Annotated in this window: 18 protein-coding genes, 1 tRNA gene and 1 riboswitch; of the genes, 6 read left to right on the plus strand and 13 right to left on the minus strand. The window is 40.5% G+C overall.

All coding sequences use genetic code 11. The annotated features are described in order from the left end of the window. Nucleotides 1-152: 152 nt before the first annotated feature. On the minus strand, nt 153-269 hold the full coding sequence (locus tag ACE1CI_RS25165) for an RNA polymerase subunit sigma (RefSeq protein WP_459564110.1): 117 nt from the start codon (nt 267-269) through the stop codon (nt 153-155). 210 nt (nt 270-479) lie between these two features. Between ACE1CI_RS25165 and ACE1CI_RS25170 the strand changes: the two genes are divergently transcribed. Beyond that, nucleotides 480-1,469 carry an SGNH/GDSL hydrolase family protein gene (locus tag ACE1CI_RS25170; protein ID WP_413266245.1) on the plus strand — a complete coding sequence of 330 codons (990 nt, stop codon included), beginning with the start codon at nt 480-482 and terminating at the stop codon, nt 1,467-1,469. Between the two features lie 2 nt (nt 1,470-1,471). Here ACE1CI_RS25170 and ACE1CI_RS25175 read toward each other — a convergent pair whose 3' ends face one another. Further along, the gene (locus ACE1CI_RS25175) at nt 1,472-2,506 is read right to left on the minus strand and encodes a Gfo/Idh/MocA family oxidoreductase (RefSeq protein WP_413266244.1); all 1,035 of its coding nucleotides are present in this window, start codon (nt 2,504-2,506) and stop codon (nt 1,472-1,474) included. A 246-nt stretch (nt 2,507-2,752) separates the two neighbouring features. On the opposite strand from ACE1CI_RS25175, the gene queC reads away from it, so the two are divergent. The 3 genes from queC to ACE1CI_RS25190 all read left to right on the plus strand — a co-directional run bounded on the left by queC (nt 2,753) and on the right by ACE1CI_RS25190 (nt 4,643). After that, complete coding sequence (gene queC / locus ACE1CI_RS25180) at nt 2,753-3,433, plus strand: 7-cyano-7-deazaguanine synthase QueC (protein WP_413266290.1); 681 nt, start codon at nt 2,753-2,755, stop codon at nt 3,431-3,433. Between the two features lie 171 nt (nt 3,434-3,604). Beyond that, nucleotides 3,605-4,081, plus strand: a complete 477-nt coding sequence (locus ACE1CI_RS25185; protein WP_413266243.1) for a PEP-CTERM sorting domain-containing protein — start codon at nt 3,605-3,607, stop codon at nt 4,079-4,081. A gap of 115 nt (nt 4,082-4,196) precedes the next feature. Beyond that, entirely contained in the window at nt 4,197-4,643 is a 447-nt protein-coding gene (locus tag ACE1CI_RS25190; RefSeq protein ID WP_413266242.1) for a DUF29 domain-containing protein, read from the plus strand. 8 nt (nt 4,644-4,651) lie between these two features. On the opposite strand, the gene ACE1CI_RS25195 is transcribed toward ACE1CI_RS25190, so the two are convergent. Both ACE1CI_RS25195 and ACE1CI_RS25200 read right to left on the minus strand, forming a co-directional pair. Then, on the minus strand, nt 4,652-6,148 hold the full coding sequence (locus tag ACE1CI_RS25195; protein WP_413266241.1) for a hemolysin family protein: 1,497 nt from the start codon (nt 6,146-6,148) through the stop codon (nt 4,652-4,654). Nucleotides 6,149-6,186: 38 nt separating this feature from the next. Next, complete coding sequence (locus tag ACE1CI_RS25200) at nt 6,187-6,906, minus strand: hypothetical protein (RefSeq protein WP_496615797.1); 720 nt, start codon at nt 6,904-6,906, stop codon at nt 6,187-6,189. A gap of 157 nt (nt 6,907-7,063) precedes the next feature. On the opposite strand from ACE1CI_RS25200, the gene ACE1CI_RS25205 reads away from it, so the two are divergent. After that, nucleotides 7,064-7,136 (plus strand) — tRNA-Ile (locus tag ACE1CI_RS25205). A 108-nt stretch (nt 7,137-7,244) separates the two neighbouring features. On the opposite strand, the gene ACE1CI_RS25210 is transcribed toward ACE1CI_RS25205, so the two are convergent. Continuing rightward, entirely contained in the window at nt 7,245-7,727 is a 483-nt protein-coding gene (locus tag ACE1CI_RS25210; RefSeq protein WP_413266239.1) for a hypothetical protein, read from the minus strand. Nucleotides 7,728-7,809: 82 nt separating this feature from the next. On the opposite strand from ACE1CI_RS25210, the gene pyrE reads away from it, so the two are divergent. Then, entirely contained in the window at nt 7,810-8,403 is a 594-nt protein-coding gene (gene pyrE / locus ACE1CI_RS25215; RefSeq protein ID WP_413266238.1) for an orotate phosphoribosyltransferase, read from the plus strand. A gap of 425 nt (nt 8,404-8,828) precedes the next feature. On the opposite strand, the gene ACE1CI_RS25220 is transcribed toward pyrE, so the two are convergent. The 8 genes from ACE1CI_RS25220 to ACE1CI_RS25255 form a co-directional block, all read right to left on the minus strand. Continuing rightward, entirely contained in the window at nt 8,829-9,992 is a 1,164-nt protein-coding gene (locus ACE1CI_RS25220; RefSeq protein ID WP_413264633.1) for a DUF3322 domain-containing protein, read from the minus strand. Beyond that, on the minus strand, nt 9,961-13,341 hold the full coding sequence (locus ACE1CI_RS25225) for an ATP-binding protein (RefSeq protein WP_413264631.1): 3,381 nt from the start codon (nt 13,339-13,341) through the stop codon (nt 9,961-9,963). The genes ACE1CI_RS25220 and ACE1CI_RS25225 overlap by 32 nt, the downstream gene beginning before the upstream one ends. Then, entirely contained in the window at nt 13,319-13,903 is a 585-nt protein-coding gene (locus tag ACE1CI_RS25230; protein WP_413264630.1) for a DUF4194 domain-containing protein, read from the minus strand. The genes ACE1CI_RS25225 and ACE1CI_RS25230 overlap by 23 nt, the downstream gene beginning before the upstream one ends. Beyond that, nucleotides 13,903-15,351, minus strand: a complete 1,449-nt coding sequence (locus tag ACE1CI_RS25235) for a DUF3375 family protein (RefSeq protein ID WP_496615798.1) — start codon at nt 15,349-15,351, stop codon at nt 13,903-13,905. The genes ACE1CI_RS25230 and ACE1CI_RS25235 overlap by 1 nt, the downstream gene beginning before the upstream one ends. Before the next feature lie 416 nt (nt 15,352-15,767). Further along, nucleotides 15,768-17,153 carry a phosphomethylpyrimidine synthase gene (gene thiC, locus ACE1CI_RS25240; protein ID WP_413264628.1) on the minus strand — a complete coding sequence of 462 codons (1,386 nt, stop codon included), beginning with the start codon at nt 17,151-17,153 and terminating at the stop codon, nt 15,768-15,770. A 7-nt stretch (nt 17,154-17,160) separates the two neighbouring features. Further along, nucleotides 17,161-17,254: riboswitch (TPP riboswitch) on the minus strand. A gap of 89 nt (nt 17,255-17,343) precedes the next feature. Further along, nucleotides 17,344-17,802 carry a hypothetical protein gene (locus ACE1CI_RS25245; RefSeq protein ID WP_413264627.1) on the minus strand — a complete coding sequence of 153 codons (459 nt, stop codon included), beginning with the start codon at nt 17,800-17,802 and terminating at the stop codon, nt 17,344-17,346. Between the two features lie 2 nt (nt 17,803-17,804). After that, nucleotides 17,805-18,062, minus strand: a complete 258-nt coding sequence (locus tag ACE1CI_RS25250) for a hypothetical protein (protein WP_413264626.1) — start codon at nt 18,060-18,062, stop codon at nt 17,805-17,807. Then, entirely contained in the window at nt 18,062-18,739 is a 678-nt protein-coding gene (locus ACE1CI_RS25255; protein ID WP_496615799.1) for a hypothetical protein, read from the minus strand. Before ACE1CI_RS25255 ends, ACE1CI_RS25250 begins: the two co-directional genes overlap by 1 nt. Nucleotides 18,740-18,749: the final 10 nt, after the last annotated feature.

Raw genomic sequence — 18,749 nt, forward strand, 5'->3', positions numbered from 1 at the left:
ACACCAATTTAAGAGTTGCAGGGATGGGGGGATGGGGGGATGGGGGGATGGGGGGATGGGGGGACAAGGGGACAAGGGGAATTAAATTTAACCATTAACCATTAACCATTAATCTTTATTTTTCCCTGCTCAAGAGCTCCCCCTGCCTTTTTCTAGCCGACGGCGTAAGCGGAACTGATTGCCCAAACTATTAAGCCGACAATGGTACCTAGAACTATGATTGCTGAAATAGTAACAGCTTTGGGGGTGTCGGCTCCCTCGAATTTCATAATGCCACGATTTAAGTCTGTCATAGCGCTGCAAAGTTGTAGAAAATAAAGGTTTCAATTATTAAATTAACTAGCTGTTGCTACCTTCGTCTATTACCTTATGGTACAAAACTCAAGAATTAAACATATCTTTAGAAAGTTTTTTAGTACTGAAGTGCTTGCAACGAACGGAGGATTATAGATGAGTATAAGTGGGGGGAGAAAATACCTATGAAAGTATTGCTGATAGTTTTGGCGACGGTTTTTGTTTTGTTGTTAATTTTGGAAGTGGGATTACGATCGCGCTTTGGCTTCGGCAATCCATTAATTTATATTACAGATGCAGAGATTGGTTATTTGCTAGCGCCGAATCAGCAAACGCGGCGATTTGGGAATCGCATTGAGATTAATGAGTATTCGATGCGGGGTGGGGCGATTTCTGTAACTTGCCCGGAGTCAACTTTGCGGGTGTTGTTGTTGGGAGATTCGATCGCCAATGGGGGTTGGTGGACGGATCAAGCTGATATTTTATCGGCAATGATGGCAAGTGGGTTAAAAGCTACTGTTGCCAAAGATGAGTTTAGGGAAGTGGAAGTTCTGAATGCTTCGGCAAATTCTTGGGGGCCGAGGAATGAGTTAGCTTATTTAAAAAGGTTTGGTACTTTTGGGGCGCAAGTGGTGGTGTTGTTAATTAATACTGATGATTTGTTTGCTACTGCGCCTTCTAGTTTACAGGTGGGACGCGATCGCAATTACCCCGCTCAAAAACCTTTGTTGGCATTACAAGAAGTTGTGACTCGCTATGTTTTGCCTGCACCAAATATACCGGAATTAACGGCTTTGAATCAGGAAGAAGGCGATCGAGTTGGGTTTAATTTAGCAGCTATTGAGGAAATTGGGGCGAACGCCAAATCTAGCAACAGCAAATTTTTGCTAGCAATGACACCATTATTGCGAGAAGTTGGCGAACCTGGGCCCCGTGATTACGAGATTAAAGAACGCCAACGTCTTACCGAATTCACTGCCAGCAAACAAATTTTATATCTGGATTTTTTGCCTTTTTTTAACTCTGCCAAGTCCAAAGAAAGTTTATATAGGGATCATATTCACCTCAGTTATCAAGGTAATTTGCAAGTTAGCCAAGCAATTACTCAATCTATTGGACAATTATTAGAGCTAAAATCATCAGCCATTACAGACAGGGAAGAAACAATTGGTTAAATTTACACCTGCAAAGGTGATTGATTATTAAGGCGCTCTATCTCTTTCTGATGCCAAATTTGACCATCTAGCGCCATTTGCTCGATTGAGCTTGCTAAACGCAAAGCTTTGAGAGCTTGTTCGCCACCTACAGAAGGTTGATTGCCACCACGCACGCAATTGACAAAATGCTCCAATTCTGCATGGAGCGGTTCAATATTGCTGGTGTAAACTTTCTCAATTAGACCATCTTGCCGATAGAGTACTTGACCGTAATCAGTCATGTAGTTGGCGGTAGTTTGGCGATGAATCAGAATTTCGTTATTGAGGAAGTCGGCTTCAGTCAGAGAGTTTTTACAATGGGCAGCAATGCGGCGGATTTTGCGGTGGGTGACTTTGCTAGCAGTCAGAGTTGCCACAATGCCGTTGCTAAAGCCTAAAGTAGCGGTTACATAATCCAAATAACCAGAATCAGAAGCACGACTACCACTGGCGGTTAATTTCACCACTGGCGCACCTGCTAATTCCAGCAACAAGTCTATGTCATGAATCATTAAATCCAAGACGACAGAGACATCGTTAGCTCGGTTTGAGTAGGGACTCATGCGGTGTGCTTCTAGTGCCAGCAGTTCTTCGGTTTTGAGGACTTTGCTCAGTTCTTGGAATGCTGGGTTAAAGCGTTCAATGTGTCCGACTTGGAGAATGCGCCCGGATTGGGCGGCTGCATTTACTAGGGATTCAGCTTCGTTGATGCTAGCTGCGATCGGTTTTTCAATCAAAACATGAACGCCTGATTGCAGACAGGTCATTCCTACTGAATGATGCAAGCGAGTCGGTACGGCAATGCAAACTGCCTCTACATGAGGCAGTAGGTCGCGGTAATCTTCAAAAAAGCGCACGCGATACTTACTGGCAGTGTCTAAGCCACGTTCTACGTTAATATCTGCCACTCCGACTAGTTCGACATCTTTGAGTAGGCTTAAGACACGGGTATGATGTTGCCCCATGTTACCTACTCCGATGACCCCAATTCGCAACGGTTCTATATTTCGTTGCATATAAGCATTTGCAAATCTTACGGAGATGCTTTCTTGCACTCTGGTATGCTCCTACACCACGATCGGTCTTTTTACTTATAGCCGTCAAAAACCATCCAGATGGTAACATAGTGGCTCCATTGATTAAGAATTTATAAGCAGACTCAAAGTTCCTACACAGGTTACGTTGACCAAGAGGGCTTTTTATGCTGTTGGCTCAAACCGTCGAAAACAAAAGCTAGAAGGAGTAGCGAAAGGGGAAAGATGATGAAAGCGGTGATTTTACTATCTGGGGGCTTAGATTCGTCAACTGTGCTCTATCAAGCTCGAAAGGATGGGTTAGATTGTTATGCACTTTCGTTTGATTATCAGCAGCGTCATCGTCGGGAATTAGCCGCAGCGCATGAGATTGCGCGATTTGCTGGGGTTAAGGAACATCAAGTTGTGAGTTTTGATTTACGTTTGTGGGGGGGTTCGGCGCTGACGGATAATCAGATTGATTTGCCGATCGATCGATCGCTCTCCCAGATGGGACAAAGTATTCCAATTACTTATGTGCCTGCGAGAAATACGATTTTCTTGAGTTTTGCGCTGGGATATGCCGAAGCGATCGGTGCATCCAAGGTGTACATTGGGGTCAATGCTTTGGATTATTCTGGTTATCCAGATTGCCGTCCTGATTATATCCAAGCAATGCAGGAAGTTTTTCGTTTGGGAACTAAGCAAGGTCAGATCAGTGAACCAATTAAAATTGTTGCGCCTTTAATTGATTTAAGAAAAACAGAAATTATTCAATTAGGTAATAGTTTAGGTGTGCCTTGGGAAAAAACTTGGTCTTGTTATGCTGGTGGGGAAAAAGCTTGCGGTGTTTGTGATTCTTGTCGCTTACGTTTAGCGGCTTTTGCGGAATTGGGTTTAAAAGATCCGGTGGATTATGCCGAAAAATAGACTATTTTAAATTTCATTTAATTAGTAAAAATACTTAGTTAGCAGGATTTTTATATAATTATAATGTCTGTTCAGGATTAATGCTGATATTTTTGGATGTTGTTTGGGCATTTTTGCTATTATTAACCCAAATTACTTTGATTAGGAATTTTAATAAAGTTAGAATATCAATTGGCTCCGGGAGATAGCGGTGGTGGAATGTTCATCGACGGTCGGGTTGCTGGCGTTCATTCGTTTATCAGCGCCACTGATGGCTCTTTGAATGCAGACTACGGCGATATCTCAGCTTCAGTTCGCGTGTCATCTTCTGTTAATTGGATTCGCGGTGCGGCTAATTATCTTGCTCAGTTATTAGGACGTTCTGCTCCCACTATTGCTGGCAGTTCTGGCACAACTTCATCGGGTGCAGGCTGGAATCGTCAAGCAGAGGCTCCATTAGCCGATCGCTATAATTGGTTTGATGATAGTATCTCTGTAGAAAGCTTCATTCTCGATGAGTTAGAACTCGCCAACTTTGACACAGGACTTGTTTTTGACGGTGAAAATTTGCTTGAACCTCAAAGTGTTCCAGAACCAGGTATGCTTGTTGGACTATTAGCTTTAGTTGGTTTGGGTTGGCGTTCTCGCAAGCAAAGTAAAGCAGCGTAGACAGTCCATCAGAATTAGGTTGGGTGGAACAAAAACCCAACCTACTAAATTTACCCAGTCCTCAGTTTCTTCAGTAAATTATTATTAGTAAGTAGCCGTTAACTAAAGATTTAAAATGGAGATAAGTTCTAGTTCTGACCTTTATGAAAGAGATTTTTATGCTTGGACGCTACAGCAAGTTAATTTGCTCAGAACTCAGCAGTGGAATAGGTTAGACACATTTAATTTAATTGAGGAAATTGAAAGTTTGGGTAGGAAAGAGCGCCAGGAATTAAGAAATCGATTAGGTGTGTTATTGGGACATTTACTAAAGTGGCAATTTCAATCAGAAAAGCGGAGCAATAGTTGGTTAGGTACTATTCGCGAGCAGCGGATTCAAATTAAATTGCTTTTGCAGGATAGCCCTAGTCTAAAAGCATATTTAAGTCAGGGTTTTCTTGATGCTTACGAACTTGGTTTAGCTTTAGCAATTAAAGAGACTCTGTTAGATGAACAGGTGTTTCCTGAAGTTTGTCCTTATACTCCAGAACAAGCGATGAATGTTGAATTTTTTCCTAATTAGCTGTTCATTTAATCTGAAATAAGGTCAGAGTCGGAACTGGTGTCATTGGTTGTGGGATTCTTAGTTTTATTTACAGGATTTATTTCGCTGCTATTTTCCATCAAATCTGAAGTTGAGTCGAGGCGACGGACGCGAATTTGATGTAATCTAGGCCCTTGGGCAGACATCACTGTAAATTCTAAGTTATTATAGATTAAACTTTCTCCAACTTGGGGAATTTTTTGGGCTTGGTAAAGTAAGAAACCTGCTAATGTTTGGTATTCATTAGTTAAAGGTAAATTGAAGTCTAACAGGTCGTTAAGTTCTTCCAAATTTATTTGTGCTTGGACTAAGAAGCTTTGTTCATCTAAACTTTGAATGATTAGTTCTTCGGGGTTTTCCGGTTCGTTAGTATCACCGATTATTTCGGCAATTAAATCATTAATTGTGACTAATCCAGCAGTGCCGCCAAATTCATCCACTACCATTACCATTGGCTGGTGCGATCGCTGCATCATCGGCAACAATTGACTCAATGGTGTGTATTCGGGAACGAATCTCACTGGACGAATCCAAGGTTGAATGGGAGTATCTAAATTCAGATTTCCTTGGGCTAAAGGTTCAGCTAATTCGATAAAGTCAATAATGCCCCGAATATCATCTAAAGATTCTCCCATAACTGGGTAGCGGGAGTGACCATTGGCGGCGATTTCATAAAGTAGTATTCGGAAGGTGGCGGTACTAGGAATAGCGGCAATACTAATGCGGGGAATCATTACTTCTTCTGCGGTAATATCGCCAAATTCAAAGACGTTTCTTAACAGTTCTCTTTGTTCAGCTTCTAACCCTGTTGATTCGGTAGAAGTGGTGATAATTTGTTGTAATTCTTCGGGGGTAACTGGTGTTCGCCAACCTTGCCCAGTGTAACGAATTCCCACTAGTCTTAATAAAAAGCGAGTGGATTGATTTAAAATCCAAATGAAGGGGTTAAAAAAGCGTGCGATCGCTAAACTTGGTGGCCCTAAAAATCTAGCTAATTGTTCCGAATAAAGTAAGGCAACTGATTTAGGACACAACTCGCCTAAAACAATTTGTAAATAAGCAATTAGGAAAAAAGCTAGGGGAATGGCTAAAGTATGAGCCATCATTTGATTTAGCGATCGAGGTAATGGTAAGCGAGTCAAAAAGCTGGCGACTAATATCGCCATTGTATTTTCGCCAATCCAACCCAAAGCTAAACTGGAAAGGGTAATTCCCAGTTGGGTAGTTGAAAGTAAGCGATCGATACTCCGTTGCAAATCTTGAACGGTTTTTGCCGGAATGTCGCCGGAGTTGACTAATTGGTTGATGCGCGATCGACGCACCGAAACCATAGAAAACTCAGCAGTAACAAAAAAAGCGTTGATTGCAATTAGCAACAACACCGACAAAATCCGAAATCCCACATCTGACCAAGTGAGAACTATGGGAACTTGATTACTCAATCCCTGATTGGTCACTAACAAAACCACAACAGTGGCAAACATTTAAGGAAAAACTATTATTACTAAAAAAGGGTTACTAATTAATTACTAGATTTGGCAACGGGAATACCAACAGCTTGCAGCCGAATTTTTTGCTCGGGATAATCTGTTAACGTTAAAGAAAGTTGCTCGGCATTTTCCAACACCGAATTCGGAATATTTACTGTCCCAGTAAATGCCTGACTATTAGCAGGTAATTGTCCTGGCAAACCTTCTATATTAGCGCTTAAAGGTCTTCCCCAGTTATCAGTAACATCTAACAAAGTATAAACAAACTGTACTGGTTGAGAGCTTTCATTCTTTAAGCTAACATCCAGCATTAAAAAACCTTCTTGCTGACGAGTTGAACGAATTTCCAACACTACACCCTTATCTTTGGTGGTAATAGGAAACCCTGGCTGAGTTGGCGGTTTTTGAGCGGCTTCAGCTTTGGCAATTAACTTATTGTCGGTATTACTGTCTGCTTCTTTCTTTTCCGGTTTGGTTTGGTTCCCCTTCTCCTGTATCCGAGTTTTTACAGTCTTAATGATATCGGCTTCTTTGAGAAAAATCAGGGGTTTTGAAGCCAACTGGGAGTCTTTCTGGTTCTTTTTGGCTGTTGGACGAGCATCTGGTTGACTGACTCCTTTGAGAGCTTCCCTACCTAAAGCAAACCCCCATATTCCACTCAAAAAGCCCCCCACAAGCATCAGTGCTAGCAAAGTAATTGTCAGTACTGCTGTTGGGTTCAATCTTTTTATGGATGTTATATTTTTCGCCATTTTGCTTCCACTAACGCTCAATTATACTCAGCTGGCTTTAAAGCTTGTCGAATTTACCTGATTGATTATACAATTAAAGAGCTTATAGCTGGGATGTCTTGGAAGTGGTATTATAAAACACTGTGTTTATACCGCTTTGTAGGCAAAAATCTTTTTCCGGCAGTTGGCCGAGCGGATTAGGCAGCGAACTCATAATTCGCCTCAGGCAGGTTCGACTCCTGCACTGCCGATTTTCAACTAAGTAGAATCACCCCTAGTTGCTTGCTAGTAGGGAATTCAGTCCGCTGTGTGTTGGCAAATAGGACTAAAGTCCCTACTACGAACTTTGTGGCAATAATCTACTGTGGGGGTAATTCTTCGTTGTAAAGTTCGACTCCGGGAACTCGGTTTGGGTTAGTAATAAAACTATTTTGGAGTTGCAACAAAGAGGAGTTGTAAGGGTTGGGTAAGTTTCTAGTTCGCAACACTGGGCCACTAGTATTTTGCAATCTCAGAGCTTCTACGTAAAGGTTATGAACTTCCTGAACGTCCTGGGTAATTTCAATTTCTGGGTAATTGCCGCGAAACGGGTTGAGGCTGGGGCCAAAAATGTAGTAAAGTTGTCTGGGCAAAAGTTGATCTTGGTAAGCTGGCTTATCGAACCTGTAATAGGCACGATCCATTGCTTCATCTAGTGTGTAACCTGTTGGGGGAAAAGGGTTGACACAATCTATGCCGTTTGTACAATCTACTCCGAATTGAGCTTTGGCAGTAGTGGCAAATAAACTAGTGGCAGCACTCAGCGTTAATGCTGCTATCAAACTGCTAAGGCGCATGACCATAATTTCACCCTCACTTTTTTCCAAATATTAGCCTATCTTTCAGTCTAAGATCATGGTTGGCTGATTTAGATTAATTACTGTAATGACTAGTGGAATTAAAACTTCATCTGATTTGACGAGTTTACGGCAGGAACTCCTAGATTTATTTTGTCAGTTGGCGTATCAATCTGGAGATTTTGTCCTTTCTTCTGGGCAAAAGAGTTCTTATTACATTAATGGTAAACAAGTGACTTTGCATCCGCAAGGGGCTTTGGCGATCGGACGTTTACTTTTATCAATGTTACCCGCAGATACGCAAGGTGTAGCTGGGTTAACTTTGGGTGCCGATCCGATCGTATCAGCTGTAAGTGTAATTTCTGCTTTAGAAAATCGCCCAATTCCCGCTTTAATTGTCAGAAAAGAAGCTAAAGGTCATGGTACAAAAGCTTACGTGGAAGGGCCAAATTTACCAGATGGTGCAAAGGTGGTAGTTTTGGAAGATGTGGTGACTACTGGACAGTCTGCAATGAAGGCGGTGGAGAGATTGCGCCTAGCTGGTTACACTGTGGAAGAAGTGATTTCTTTGGTGGATAGAAAGCAGGGTGGTGAAGAGTTTTATAAGTCCGTTGGGTTGAAGTTTTCAGCGGTTTTTGGGATTGAGGAAATTCAAGAGCGGGATAAACATTTAAAAGTTTAAATTAAAGTTATTTCGTTTCTTATGAAGCTGCGCTGGGTAAATTTGTTTAGGATACCATAAAGACTCAAATTCATTTAGCTGAGTCTTACACCTGTGCTTTTAGCCCGCCCGGAAATCAATTTCCGGGCTAATAGCTCAAGTCCATTTTAATGGACTGAAACCAAAAATTTAAAATCGAAAATTTTTACTTTAGAGTATTTAAATTCTGGCTGTCAGGAAGTTTGGTTAATTTTACTAACGCAAGTTGCTAGTTATTTACATAAAGGTACGTTGTTGGGCTTTAGCCCTCTTATGCCAGGTTTGATAAGAGGGCTAAAGCCCAACAACGTACAAAGAATAAGACTAATCTTATAACTAGCAACTTGGGTTACTAGAGATTAAGTTAATAGTTGAGAGAGGATAAATAACCCACTGCTCAGATTAACTCAAAACGGTTGCTGCATTAAATTATAGAGAAATTGATTGGCGTAATCTTGACTGATACGTTCTTGTTCCAGACGTTTTTGATGAAGTGCAAGGTGAGTATAGAGAGTTTTTTCTTCAGAAGTCAGATGAGGTAAATTTTCGGCGGTTGCTACCACCACAGAAACCGCAAATTCGTCAAAGGTTTCAAATGTTTTCATATCCATCATAATGGAGATTGTTTGAGGAAAATAAGACCTTAGTTGGGATAGTATTTTAAACCCATCAACATCTAAATCTCCCCAATAAAAGATAGGACACTGCGATAGCCATCTGGCAGTTTTTAAGGTTTGAATGGCATAGCCGCTACCAAATGTTGCTAAGCTATTTTCTAAAGGGGGTAGAGTTAGAAAATTCATCAAGTTTTCAGTAATGAAACAGTGATGTATGTCTAAGTTTAGTTGTCTAAATTCAGATAAAGGGATGCTGAGATCAGCGACAGGAAAACCATATTTTACTTTTACTGATAGGTCTAGAAACCTAATCCGGATCAGAGGTTCACGATATTTTAAGGAAAACCGTTTTTCAAATGTATAATCCTTCTCTCCTTCTATGGATACAAGGTATTCAACCGGAATAATTACTTCTAAAAGGCTGCGAATAATTTTTTGATTTTGCTCGATAAATTTTGTGTGAACTTGAATCGGGAGTTCTCGAATATAAAGGCTAGGCTTGGGATTATGTTGAAAATACTGGCAAACTTTAAGTAAATCATCCCAGCGATCGCTATACTCAATTACTTGCAAAGGGTTATGATAAATCCAGGAGTTCAATTCAGGAACTTTTCCCCGGATTAAAGCTACATTTTTCTGGAAATTTAAAACTTCTTTTTCCTTATTGATTAGCTTTAAATAGTCTTTTTCGCTGTCGATAATAATGCGCTTAGGCAAAGATTGTAATCCATATTTTTGAGTTTTTCGATTTTCTAATTCAAGGGTGTATCCATAACCTAAAGACTGTTTCGATTTATCTATTAACTGAGTGACTGCTTCGCGTAGAGCAATATAGTCTTTGGGGAGAGAGCCAACTGGGAACTCAATAGGGAAAAAGTTCTCTTCTGTGACAATTGAACTCAGGAAAGAAGCATAGCGTTGCTCACATTTCTGTTTGATTTGAGTGGGATTCATCACGATTTAATCCGAGAGTAGCTTGGCGGTTATTGCGGTATTCTTCGATTGGTATAGAGTGAATTTTAGAATAGTTTCCTTCTGTGTTATTAGAAACAAAATGAAGGCTCGAAATATAGGGTTCTATTACATTAATTTTGTCTTTTGGGGTAACAACTAAAAGTTGAAGATTTAGGTTTTTGAAGAGTTCCATTGAGTAACGAGCATTGCTATCGTCTGATTTACTAAATGCTTCGTCGATGACAACAAATCTGAAAGATCTTTGTTTTGTTGTGTCCTGGTTTAGCCCGAATTGATAGGCGATCGCAGATGCTAGGATTGTATAAGCTAACTTTACTTTCTGCCCACCGGACTTTCCAGAAGAGTCGGTATGGTGTTCTTTCTCGCTATCATCTGAGCGATAACGTTCGCTCACTGAAAAGTCTAACCAGTTACGTACATCAGTGACTAAGCTTGTCCATCTTTCTTCTGATTTGAATCGTTCAATTAGATGAGTTCGGATATTTTGAAATCGTTCTTCATTATCTTCGGCACTGTACCGCGCCACATCACCCAGGCAGACTTTCAAATCCTCCTTAAATTTTTGAATTTCCTTGTGACGATTCGGATCGCAGCAGAGTTTAATATAGGTAGAATCTGTATAGTTGATTTTCTGCAATGATTCGTTGAGTTCTTCAATGCCTTGTTTAATTTCTTCTTCTTGCTTTTCCAAAGAACTCTTAAACATGGCAATGGCAATGATTACTTTCTCAGTCATAAGTTGCTTAAAGCGTTGTTCATGTCGAGGTAAATCATCTTGTTCAATTTTGGTCTTAAAATGCAGATATTCATCTAAATAATCAAGGGATGTACCTAACTCAGATACTTTGTCAGGAAAAGCATTCTTAAAATTCTGCATCTGCCTTTCGAGTGAGCTTCGAGACTCATTTTGCTGACCCTCTTTTTGACGGAGTTGCTCTTGTAAGTAGTCACTCAGGTTTTTTTCATCCCGATCGATCATTTCCAATGTCATTGAATATTGCCTAAGTTTAACTGCCATGCGCTTTTCAAAAGCTTCTATTTCTGAGGCTCCAATTTCTCGAAGTTTTATCTCACATTCATTCTGTTCTTTCCTAAATTTTTGTTGTTTATCTTCAAGAGTCTGAATTTCTCGAATTAAGCGTTCTCGCTGTTGTTCTGCCTGATTAATTTCTGTTTGAGTTGCTTGAAGTTGTATTTCAAGTTGTTTTAGCCGATCGGAACTGGCTTCTAGCTGTTGCCGTTCTTCTTGGAGTTTGAGGCGATCGAGATCTGCCTTTCGCCAATCAATTTCAGCAAAATCAGCGAACTTCATGAAATCTTGCAGCCATGATTTTTGTTGCGATCTTTGGCTGCGTTGACGCTCTAAGGATTTAATTTGTAGGTCAATTTCGGCAAGTTCTTGGTTAATCTTTTTTAGTTCTACTTCTAGAGCTTTAATCTTGCTGGCATTGTTCCAGCCCAAAATATATTGACTGCGATCGCTAATCTTAGAGCGATCGTCCTTTTCATGTCGTTCTCCACCATGTTTAATCAATCCGGTGCGAGTAATGGCACGAGTTTCATGGTGAAACTGTTCAATGGTGTCGCAACAAACATAGTTAAACTGTTGCGCTAATTGATTCCGTAACCATTGAAAGAATATTTTATTATCATCTTTAATTTCCAATTTATAGGGAATTTGCTGGGGATTAAGGGCGCGTTGTGTGGGGTTGATTTCCGTACTCTTAACGCGATAATAAACTAATCTTCCCCGCAGGTGAGTTTGATTTACATAAGCATTTACTACTTGATAATGGGATTCGGGAACTAGAATACACAAGCCAAAGCCATGTAATAGACGTTCAATAGCTCCTTCCCATTCCTGCGCTTCTTTCCGAACTTGAAGCAACTCTCCAATAAAGGGAAGCTCAGTATCATTCAGTTTTAAGTCATCGAGTAGGCGATCGCGAATGTCAAGATTGGTTTTAGGAATCTGGCTTTTCCGGCTACGAAGAGATGTTAACTCGCCGTTTAATTCAGTTTGTTGTTTTTGCTGATTAGCATACTCTAGTTTTTGTTCATCTCGTTGTGTCTCTAGTGTTTGTAAGGCAGCTTCAATTTTTTGTTTCAGTGCTTTTCCTTGGGATATTGCCAAATAGAAGGTTTGGAGATCGCTGTATTCAGAAAGAGTTAATCGTTGGGCAAGGCGATCGTACTCTTCTGCCTTTTCCTTCTTACTCTTAACTTCCTGCTGGCATCTTTGAATTTGTTGCGTAAGTTCCTTTAGTCGTTGCCCAACACTATCTTGTTTAATCGTAAATTCCAGGTCTTTTTCTTGTTGACGCAAGTTGTTTAGCTGACGATCTTTTTCAGTTCGTTGATGTTGAAGTTGAGTTATTTGTTGTTCGTTCGTTTGGATTTGTTGGCTCAACAGATTCAGCTTTTTACTGGCAAAAAATATCGGTGCAAGAGACTGATCTCTCTGCAAACTCAACACATCATCTTTCAGCTGTCTGTACTTTTCTGCTTCTTTTGTCAGGGGTAGCAATGCCTCCAACTGCTTCCGGGCATTTTGAATGGCGGTGTGAGAAATGGTAAGATTTTCATAGCTTTCTTGTAACTCGCGGATTTTGGTTTGGACATCGGTTTTTTCCAGCATGTGATTGCGAACGAAGTCGTTGAGTCCACCAATTTCCTTGATGCTGACCGTTTGATTAAATAAATCCAATGCTTTTTCAGATTGCAGACCGAGACGTTTACAAAATTGCTGGCTATATTTAACAAACTCCTCAAAAATTTCTACCTTGTTTGCTTTTAATTGTTTCTTCAGGTCAGTAATATTTTTACATTGGGAAAAATGAGTGGCGATCGATAATTCAGTATCTGCGATCGCAAAAAACTTTCGCACCGAACCATTTTCCATCCATAACACCTGTGCCAGGGTTACATTTTGCTTGCTGATTTGATTACTAAAATATGCCAGCAGAACGGAAAGGGTAGCTTTTTCTCGCAATAGCTGATCTTTGCCCTTGGATTCTTCCGATCGAATACGACTATAGGCTCCCTGCACATAGCTTTTTTCATCCCGCTCTTTCTTCCCAGAACTACTAGAAGCCTGATTATAGTTACGGCGTTTGTTGGGAACGAGTAACGTCAGCAAACCATCCACTAAAGTTGATTTTCCCGAACCGTTTGCCCCTGTCAGTAAAGCAATTCCTCCTTGCAAATCGAGTGTCCAGGGGCGTTGGTCAAATGTACCCCAGTTGAGTACTTCAAACCTTTGCAGACGAAAGCCTGCGTGGGCATTGTCAGGAGAATCAAAATCTTCAAGGGGTAGGAGCATTTGCATAAGATTCTAGCTTTTGCTTCAAGCGTTCCAAGTTATCAGCATCAATTTTGGCTTTGAGAATCCGGCGCACTTCGTAATTTTCATCCTGTCCAGACAGGGGTTTCAGAAATCCGAATTCTACCGCTTGTTTGACTAGGCTATCTACTTCTCGCCGAAATCTTTCCTCATTATTCCCTTCGGGTAGGTAGGGTTGTAACAAATCTCGCAATTTTTCCATACTCAGCACCAACCGTCCAGTTGTATCGCCCGAATCAAACAGTCGCAATTCTTGGCGCAGTAAAATACAGAGAACCGTTACTTTGAAGCTCAATTGACGGCGAACGGTTAGACGAGGTAGAGGGGGGTCGGTACGATCTTCTGGGTCAGGTTCTGGTTGTTCGAGATAAGCAAATCCTTCGGCTTCGTCATTCCGAACCTGCAAACCAATTTTGCCAAAGTAATCCTTAACCTGCGTCAGATAACTTTGCAAACGATCCCAATGGGGGTCATCGCTATACATTGCTCCTTGGAGAAGTTTGAGAATAACGGGGGCGTAGGGTTGCGGTTGTATCATTTGAGCCATCAGCGGCGGAAGATGATTCGTGGCAGGGTGAGTTTGAGTTGCTTTTCTGGTTGTAAACTGGGGATGGTAATGTAATCAATGGTACTACATTCGATGGAATGGCGATCGGATTCTGTGGCGATCGCTAGATAAGCGACTATTTCGGGTAATCCCTGCGTCACTCGATAGAGTTGAATCAAATCTGTGAGCGTAATAGTTGAACAGTGTTCTAGTATTTGATCAATTTGCTTGGCTAACAAGTCCTCATCTACATAAAACTGTTGGTAAAGTTCAGCGATTTCCTCATCCAGGGTAATATCTGACAAGTCGGTAAAATCTAGAGAAAAAGTTGGCACCTCTGTTTCTTCCAACTGGTGCAGAGGACGTTCCATCACCAGATGAACAGAGGGATCTCCTTCTAATGTCCAAAAATCTGGTTCTGTGGGAGCATCCTCTGCCACTTTCAAAGCAAGGTGTTGTACTTCAGTAATCAGTTCAGCAACGCGGCGATTTTCTTGGAGATTGCGTTCATCCAAGATCTGACGCAGTTTTTCAGTGAGGCGATGATTGGATTGCACGATATATTCTCCCGCATCCAATAAACTCCGCTCAATCCGATGTAGTAAACGATTCTCCTGAGTCAAGGGTTGCAGTTCTTCTAACTGATAAACCTTTTGAATCATAGATTTGAGTTCTTGGCGTTTACTGTCTGAGATCAGAAAATTCCAGAAGGCGTAGAAACTTTTTCCCTGATCGGATTCTTTTAATTCTTGCTCGGCATCTAATACTCGACCAAGTACCATTCCTTTACGGGTATCTTTCTCTAACTGTGCCTCCTGAATTTTCCGAGTCAAATTGCGAAAGTTTTGTTCAATTTCTCTAAAATCAGCTATCAGTTGACGAGTCACTTTATTAGCTAACAAAAATCGTTCTTGTAATTGTGTTGTGTTGTAAGGTTCAACAACTCCTGTTTGACGAATTTGGTCAATTTCCTGTTGAATGCGATCGCGATCGCGTTCTAATTGAGCAATCCGCGTTTCCACATCTGTTGTACTGCGGTCTTGAATTTCTTTTAATAAGTCGAAGATTTGCAGAAAGCGAGATTCTGTACCGATAAATTCATCCCTTTTTTGCAAATCTTCTAACCAGGCGATCGCTTTCTCTGCTTCTGGAGTTAGGGTAAATATTGGCTCGTCGCCACTATCAAATGTTTTTCTCAAAATCCGATCGTCACACCATTCACTCAGATACTCTTTAGGCGATCGAGGGTAAGATTCTGGCTCTATATCCTGCAAACAATCGAGATAGTCTTCCAACTTTGTTTCTAGCTCGCTTTGAGCAACTGAAACTCGTTGAGTAACCTTAAACTGTTTATATAAAAAGCTGATAATCAATGCTGCATTTTGGCTTCGTAACAGTTTCAGGGCAGCAGAAGTCTTTAATTCATACTTGATATTTTCATATTCCATAACACTTTTTCTGATTACTTCACCCCAGTTGCTAGTTATTAATTTTGTGGCATTTTTCAGGTTCTCCGGTGCATCATAAGCCGAAAATTAGTAATCATATCCAAAATGAAAGGTATCTGACACACCTACTTAATATAACTTTTTTTTGAGCGCAGATAAACGCAGATGTTCTTCTAGATTTTTGCTGGGGTGCATAAATTTGGATTTTTACCACAGATGTCCACAGATGAACACAGATGTTCTTCTAAGTTTTTTGTGGGGTAGTAAGGACTAATGACCAATGATTGATGACAAATTTCTGTGGATTCCTTATTTATTCCCAAGGAATATTTCAATAATTAAATATGTAGACATTTTAAAGTATCTGAAAACTTCCGCTAGTTTTCAGGTGGGCTTTTGCCCACCCTACTTTAATTTTAGACGCTAGGAACTGCTACAGATTCCTGATCTTTTGCCAAGAATTTCTCCAATTCTTCCAATGCTTCGGCATCAACTTTTGTTTGCATTGGGCAGAATTTTGGCCCACACATTGAGCAGAATTCAGCGGTTTTGTAGATGTCTGCTGGTAAGGTTTCGTCGTGGTATTCTTTGGCCCGATCGGGATCTAATGCCAATTCAAATTGACGATTCCAATCGAAATTATAACGGGCTTTGGAGAGTTCGTCATCGCGATCGCGTGCTCCCGGACGATGACGCGCAATATCCGCAGCATGGGCAGCAATTTTATATGCAATTAACCCATTTCTCACGTCTTCCGCATTCGGTAAACCTAAATGTTCTTTAGGCGTTACATAACATAGCATTGCAGTACCATACCAACCAGCCATTGCTGCCCCGATCGCAGAAGTGATATGGTCATAACCAGGAGCAATATCTGTCACCAATGGCCCTAAAACATAGAAAGGTGCTTCGGAACACTCTTCCATTTGTTTTTTCACATTAAACTCAATTTGATCCATCGGTACATGACCTGGCCCTTCGACCATTACTTGCACATTATGTTCCCAAGCTTTGCGAGTTAATTTGCCAAGGGTTTTTAATTCTGCAAGTTGGGCAGCATCGGAAGCATCATGAGTACAACCTGGGCGCAAAGAATCACCTAAACTAAAAGAAACATCGTATTTCTTGAAGATTTCAATGATGTCTTGGTAGTGAGTGTAAAGAGGATTTTGCTTGTGATGATGCAACATCCATCTAGCAATAATTCCACCACCACGAGAAACAATTCCCGTAATTCTGGATTTCACTAACGGCAAATATTCAATTAGAATACCTGCGTGAATTGTCATGTAATCAACGCCTTGTTGAGCGTGTTTTTCAATCACATCAAGAAAGTCATCAGGGGTAAGATTTTCCATCTTTCCGTGAACGCTTTCTAATACTTGGTAAATTGGCACTGTACCAATGGGAACAGGCGAAGCTTTAATAATAGCAGTGCGAATTTCATCTAAGTTTCCGCCACCTGTGGACAAGTCCATCACGGTGTCAGCGCCATATTTCACCGCCAAATTTAGCTTATTGACTTCTTCATCAATACTAGAAGAATTAGGAGAAGCACCAATGTTGGCATTAACTTTGCACTTGGAGGCGATGCCAATACACATCGGCTCTAAGTTAGTGTGGTTAATGTTAGCAGGGATAATCATCCGTCCTCTTGCTACTTCATCCCGAATTAACTCAACAGGAAGATTTTCCCGTTTAGCAACGTGGTGCATTTCTTCGGTGATGACACCCAGGCGGGCGTAGTGCATTTGAGAGACATTAGCTTCCCCACGCCGCTTGGCGACCCATTCTGTTCGCATATTTGATTCCTCGGATAAACAGCTTCCCTCCGCTGGTATTACCCAGTCTCAGGTACTAAGGGTCTAATCTCAGCCCAAAATGGGCACCCCTAGCTTGGATGTTGATTGTATCACCTTGGATTGGTGGTTAGTTAGGGTATGTTAGGAAAATTTTATTAAATGTGTAGGAATGGAAATAACTGTTTATTTGTTATGGTATCTGGCAGAATGTTACCACAACAGTATATTCATCTCGATCGCAGCTAACTTGAAAGTTTCGCTCAGGATAAAGTGATTTTAGGCGACTTGTCCACATTTGCGCGATCGCATTTCCCAAATAATACAAGTTATCGATCCCAACTTTCTCTGTACCTGGTAGCAAGTCATCAATATGCTGATGATTCATTACTTTTTCAATTGCTATGATGTCGTTGCCAAGTTTAGTTTTCCACTGTTCGTAGGTTTCTCGATTGAAAGCTTCAGCTAAAAATATTCCGCCTTCATGTTCGATAATATCAGGTAAAAATAGTTTGGTGAATGCGATCGCTATTTCCGCATTGGCAACTCCAAAAAGATAATCCCAAAGTGAGAATTCATCATCATTAGCTTGTTTCCATTGTTGGAAATCAACTAGCTGTTCTGGAATTAATGATATTTGTTTAACTGACATAATCAAGGTATTTCATCTATTGTTGCAGGTCGAACTAGTTTTTCAGCTTGTACGAAAATATCTCCGGCTGGATTTCTGTTATGTTTATACTCAACAAAGAAGAATTTTCTTAAGTCCCAGTCGATTGGACTGTTTATTTCACAAAATTGAGATAAGCTAACCTGTGTGTGAATTTTGTAATCTGCTTCTACGCAAGTATGGAGAAACTCTAACATTCTTTCTTCGTATGGATTAACCAATCTTTTGAGTTTAATAGACATTACTTTTGCTCCATTAAAACTTTTGCAAATTGAATAATAAATTCTTCTAGAACTTCTTTAGAATTGATACATACTTGCCAAGCGTAAGGAAAAAGTTTATCCTCTCTGAGTGTTAAGTAACTATCACTATTACTAATTGGTCCAAGTGGAGAGTCAGAGATGGCGTTTCTAAAATTAAAATTTCCTGCTATTTTTCCTTTTATTAAGTACCAAATTTCTGGATTCATCGAAGCAAAGAAAATGTCTTTTTTACTGGGAATAACCCAATATCTTCCTTTTTGAGAATCCCAAATCTCTCTTAATTGATCATCGTAAGGCCAATTTATGAGGTTTAACAAATTTGGGTCTAATATTTCTTTAAGCGCAGAAATACATAATCCCTCTTTGCGCTGCGCTAAAACAAGTTGATAACGTTTATCTCCTTTTGCTGGATTTTTAAGACGATAACCTATGTATTGAGATGTTCTTTTCTCCTCAAACTTCTCATAAAAACCCATTTCAGTCAGCAAACTGATAACCAAAGATTGCAAATCTTCGCCACCTTGAATCACTTGGATATTCGTCGAAACTAAGCGGGGTACGCCGTTTTCTACCTCAAAACGCTGGATGACATCGTAAATAATCTTGGACATTGGCTGCTTACCAAAAATCTTGGCTAAGTTTCTTGGATATAGCATAACCGTTATT

Source organism: Floridaenema flaviceps BLCC-F50 (genome assembly GCF_041929275.2).
GTDB lineage: Bacteria > Cyanobacteriota > Cyanobacteriia > Cyanobacteriales > Aerosakkonemataceae > Floridanema > Floridanema flaviceps.

Excerpts from the sequence above, each read along its gene's own strand:
- ACE1CI_RS25165 (WP_459564110.1), bottom strand. The coding sequence starts at position 269 with ATGAAATTCGAGGGAGCCGACACCCCCAAAGCTGTTACTATTTCAGCA.
- ACE1CI_RS25170 (WP_413266245.1), top strand. The coding sequence starts at position 480 with ATGAAAGTATTGCTGATAGTTTTGGCGACGGTTTTTGTTTTGTTGTTA.
- ACE1CI_RS25175 (WP_413266244.1), bottom strand. The coding sequence starts at position 2,506 with ATGCAACGAAATATAGAACCGTTGCGAATTGGGGTCATCGGAGTAGGT.
- queC (WP_413266290.1), top strand. The coding sequence starts at position 2,753 with ATGAAAGCGGTGATTTTACTATCTGGGGGCTTAGATTCGTCAACTGTG.
- ACE1CI_RS25190 (WP_413266242.1), top strand. The coding sequence starts at position 4,197 with ATGGAGATAAGTTCTAGTTCTGACCTTTATGAAAGAGATTTTTATGCT.
- ACE1CI_RS25195 (WP_413266241.1), bottom strand. The coding sequence starts at position 6,148 with ATGTTTGCCACTGTTGTGGTTTTGTTAGTGACCAATCAGGGATTGAGT.
- ACE1CI_RS25200 (WP_496615797.1), bottom strand. The coding sequence starts at position 6,906 with ATGGCGAAAAATATAACATCCATAAAAAGATTGAACCCAACAGCAGTA.
- ACE1CI_RS25210 (WP_413266239.1), bottom strand. The coding sequence starts at position 7,727 with ATGGTCATGCGCCTTAGCAGTTTGATAGCAGCATTAACGCTGAGTGCT.
- pyrE (WP_413266238.1), top strand. The coding sequence starts at position 7,810 with ATGACTAGTGGAATTAAAACTTCATCTGATTTGACGAGTTTACGGCAG.
- ACE1CI_RS25220 (WP_413264633.1), bottom strand. The coding sequence starts at position 9,992 with ATGAATCCCACTCAAATCAAACAGAAATGTGAGCAACGCTATGCTTCT.
- ACE1CI_RS25225 (WP_413264631.1), bottom strand. The coding sequence starts at position 13,341 with ATGCAAATGCTCCTACCCCTTGAAGATTTTGATTCTCCTGACAATGCC.
- ACE1CI_RS25230 (WP_413264630.1), bottom strand. The coding sequence starts at position 13,903 with ATGGCTCAAATGATACAACCGCAACCCTACGCCCCCGTTATTCTCAAA.
- ACE1CI_RS25235 (WP_496615798.1), bottom strand. The coding sequence starts at position 15,351 with ATGGAATATGAAAATATCAAGTATGAATTAAAGACTTCTGCTGCCCTG.
- thiC (WP_413264628.1), bottom strand. The coding sequence starts at position 17,153 with ATGCGAACAGAATGGGTCGCCAAGCGGCGTGGGGAAGCTAATGTCTCT.
- ACE1CI_RS25245 (WP_413264627.1), bottom strand. The coding sequence starts at position 17,802 with ATGTCAGTTAAACAAATATCATTAATTCCAGAACAGCTAGTTGATTTC.
- ACE1CI_RS25250 (WP_413264626.1), bottom strand. The coding sequence starts at position 18,062 with ATGTCTATTAAACTCAAAAGATTGGTTAATCCATACGAAGAAAGAATG.
- ACE1CI_RS25255 (WP_496615799.1), bottom strand. The coding sequence starts at position 18,739 with ATGCTATATCCAAGAAACTTAGCCAAGATTTTTGGTAAGCAGCCAATG.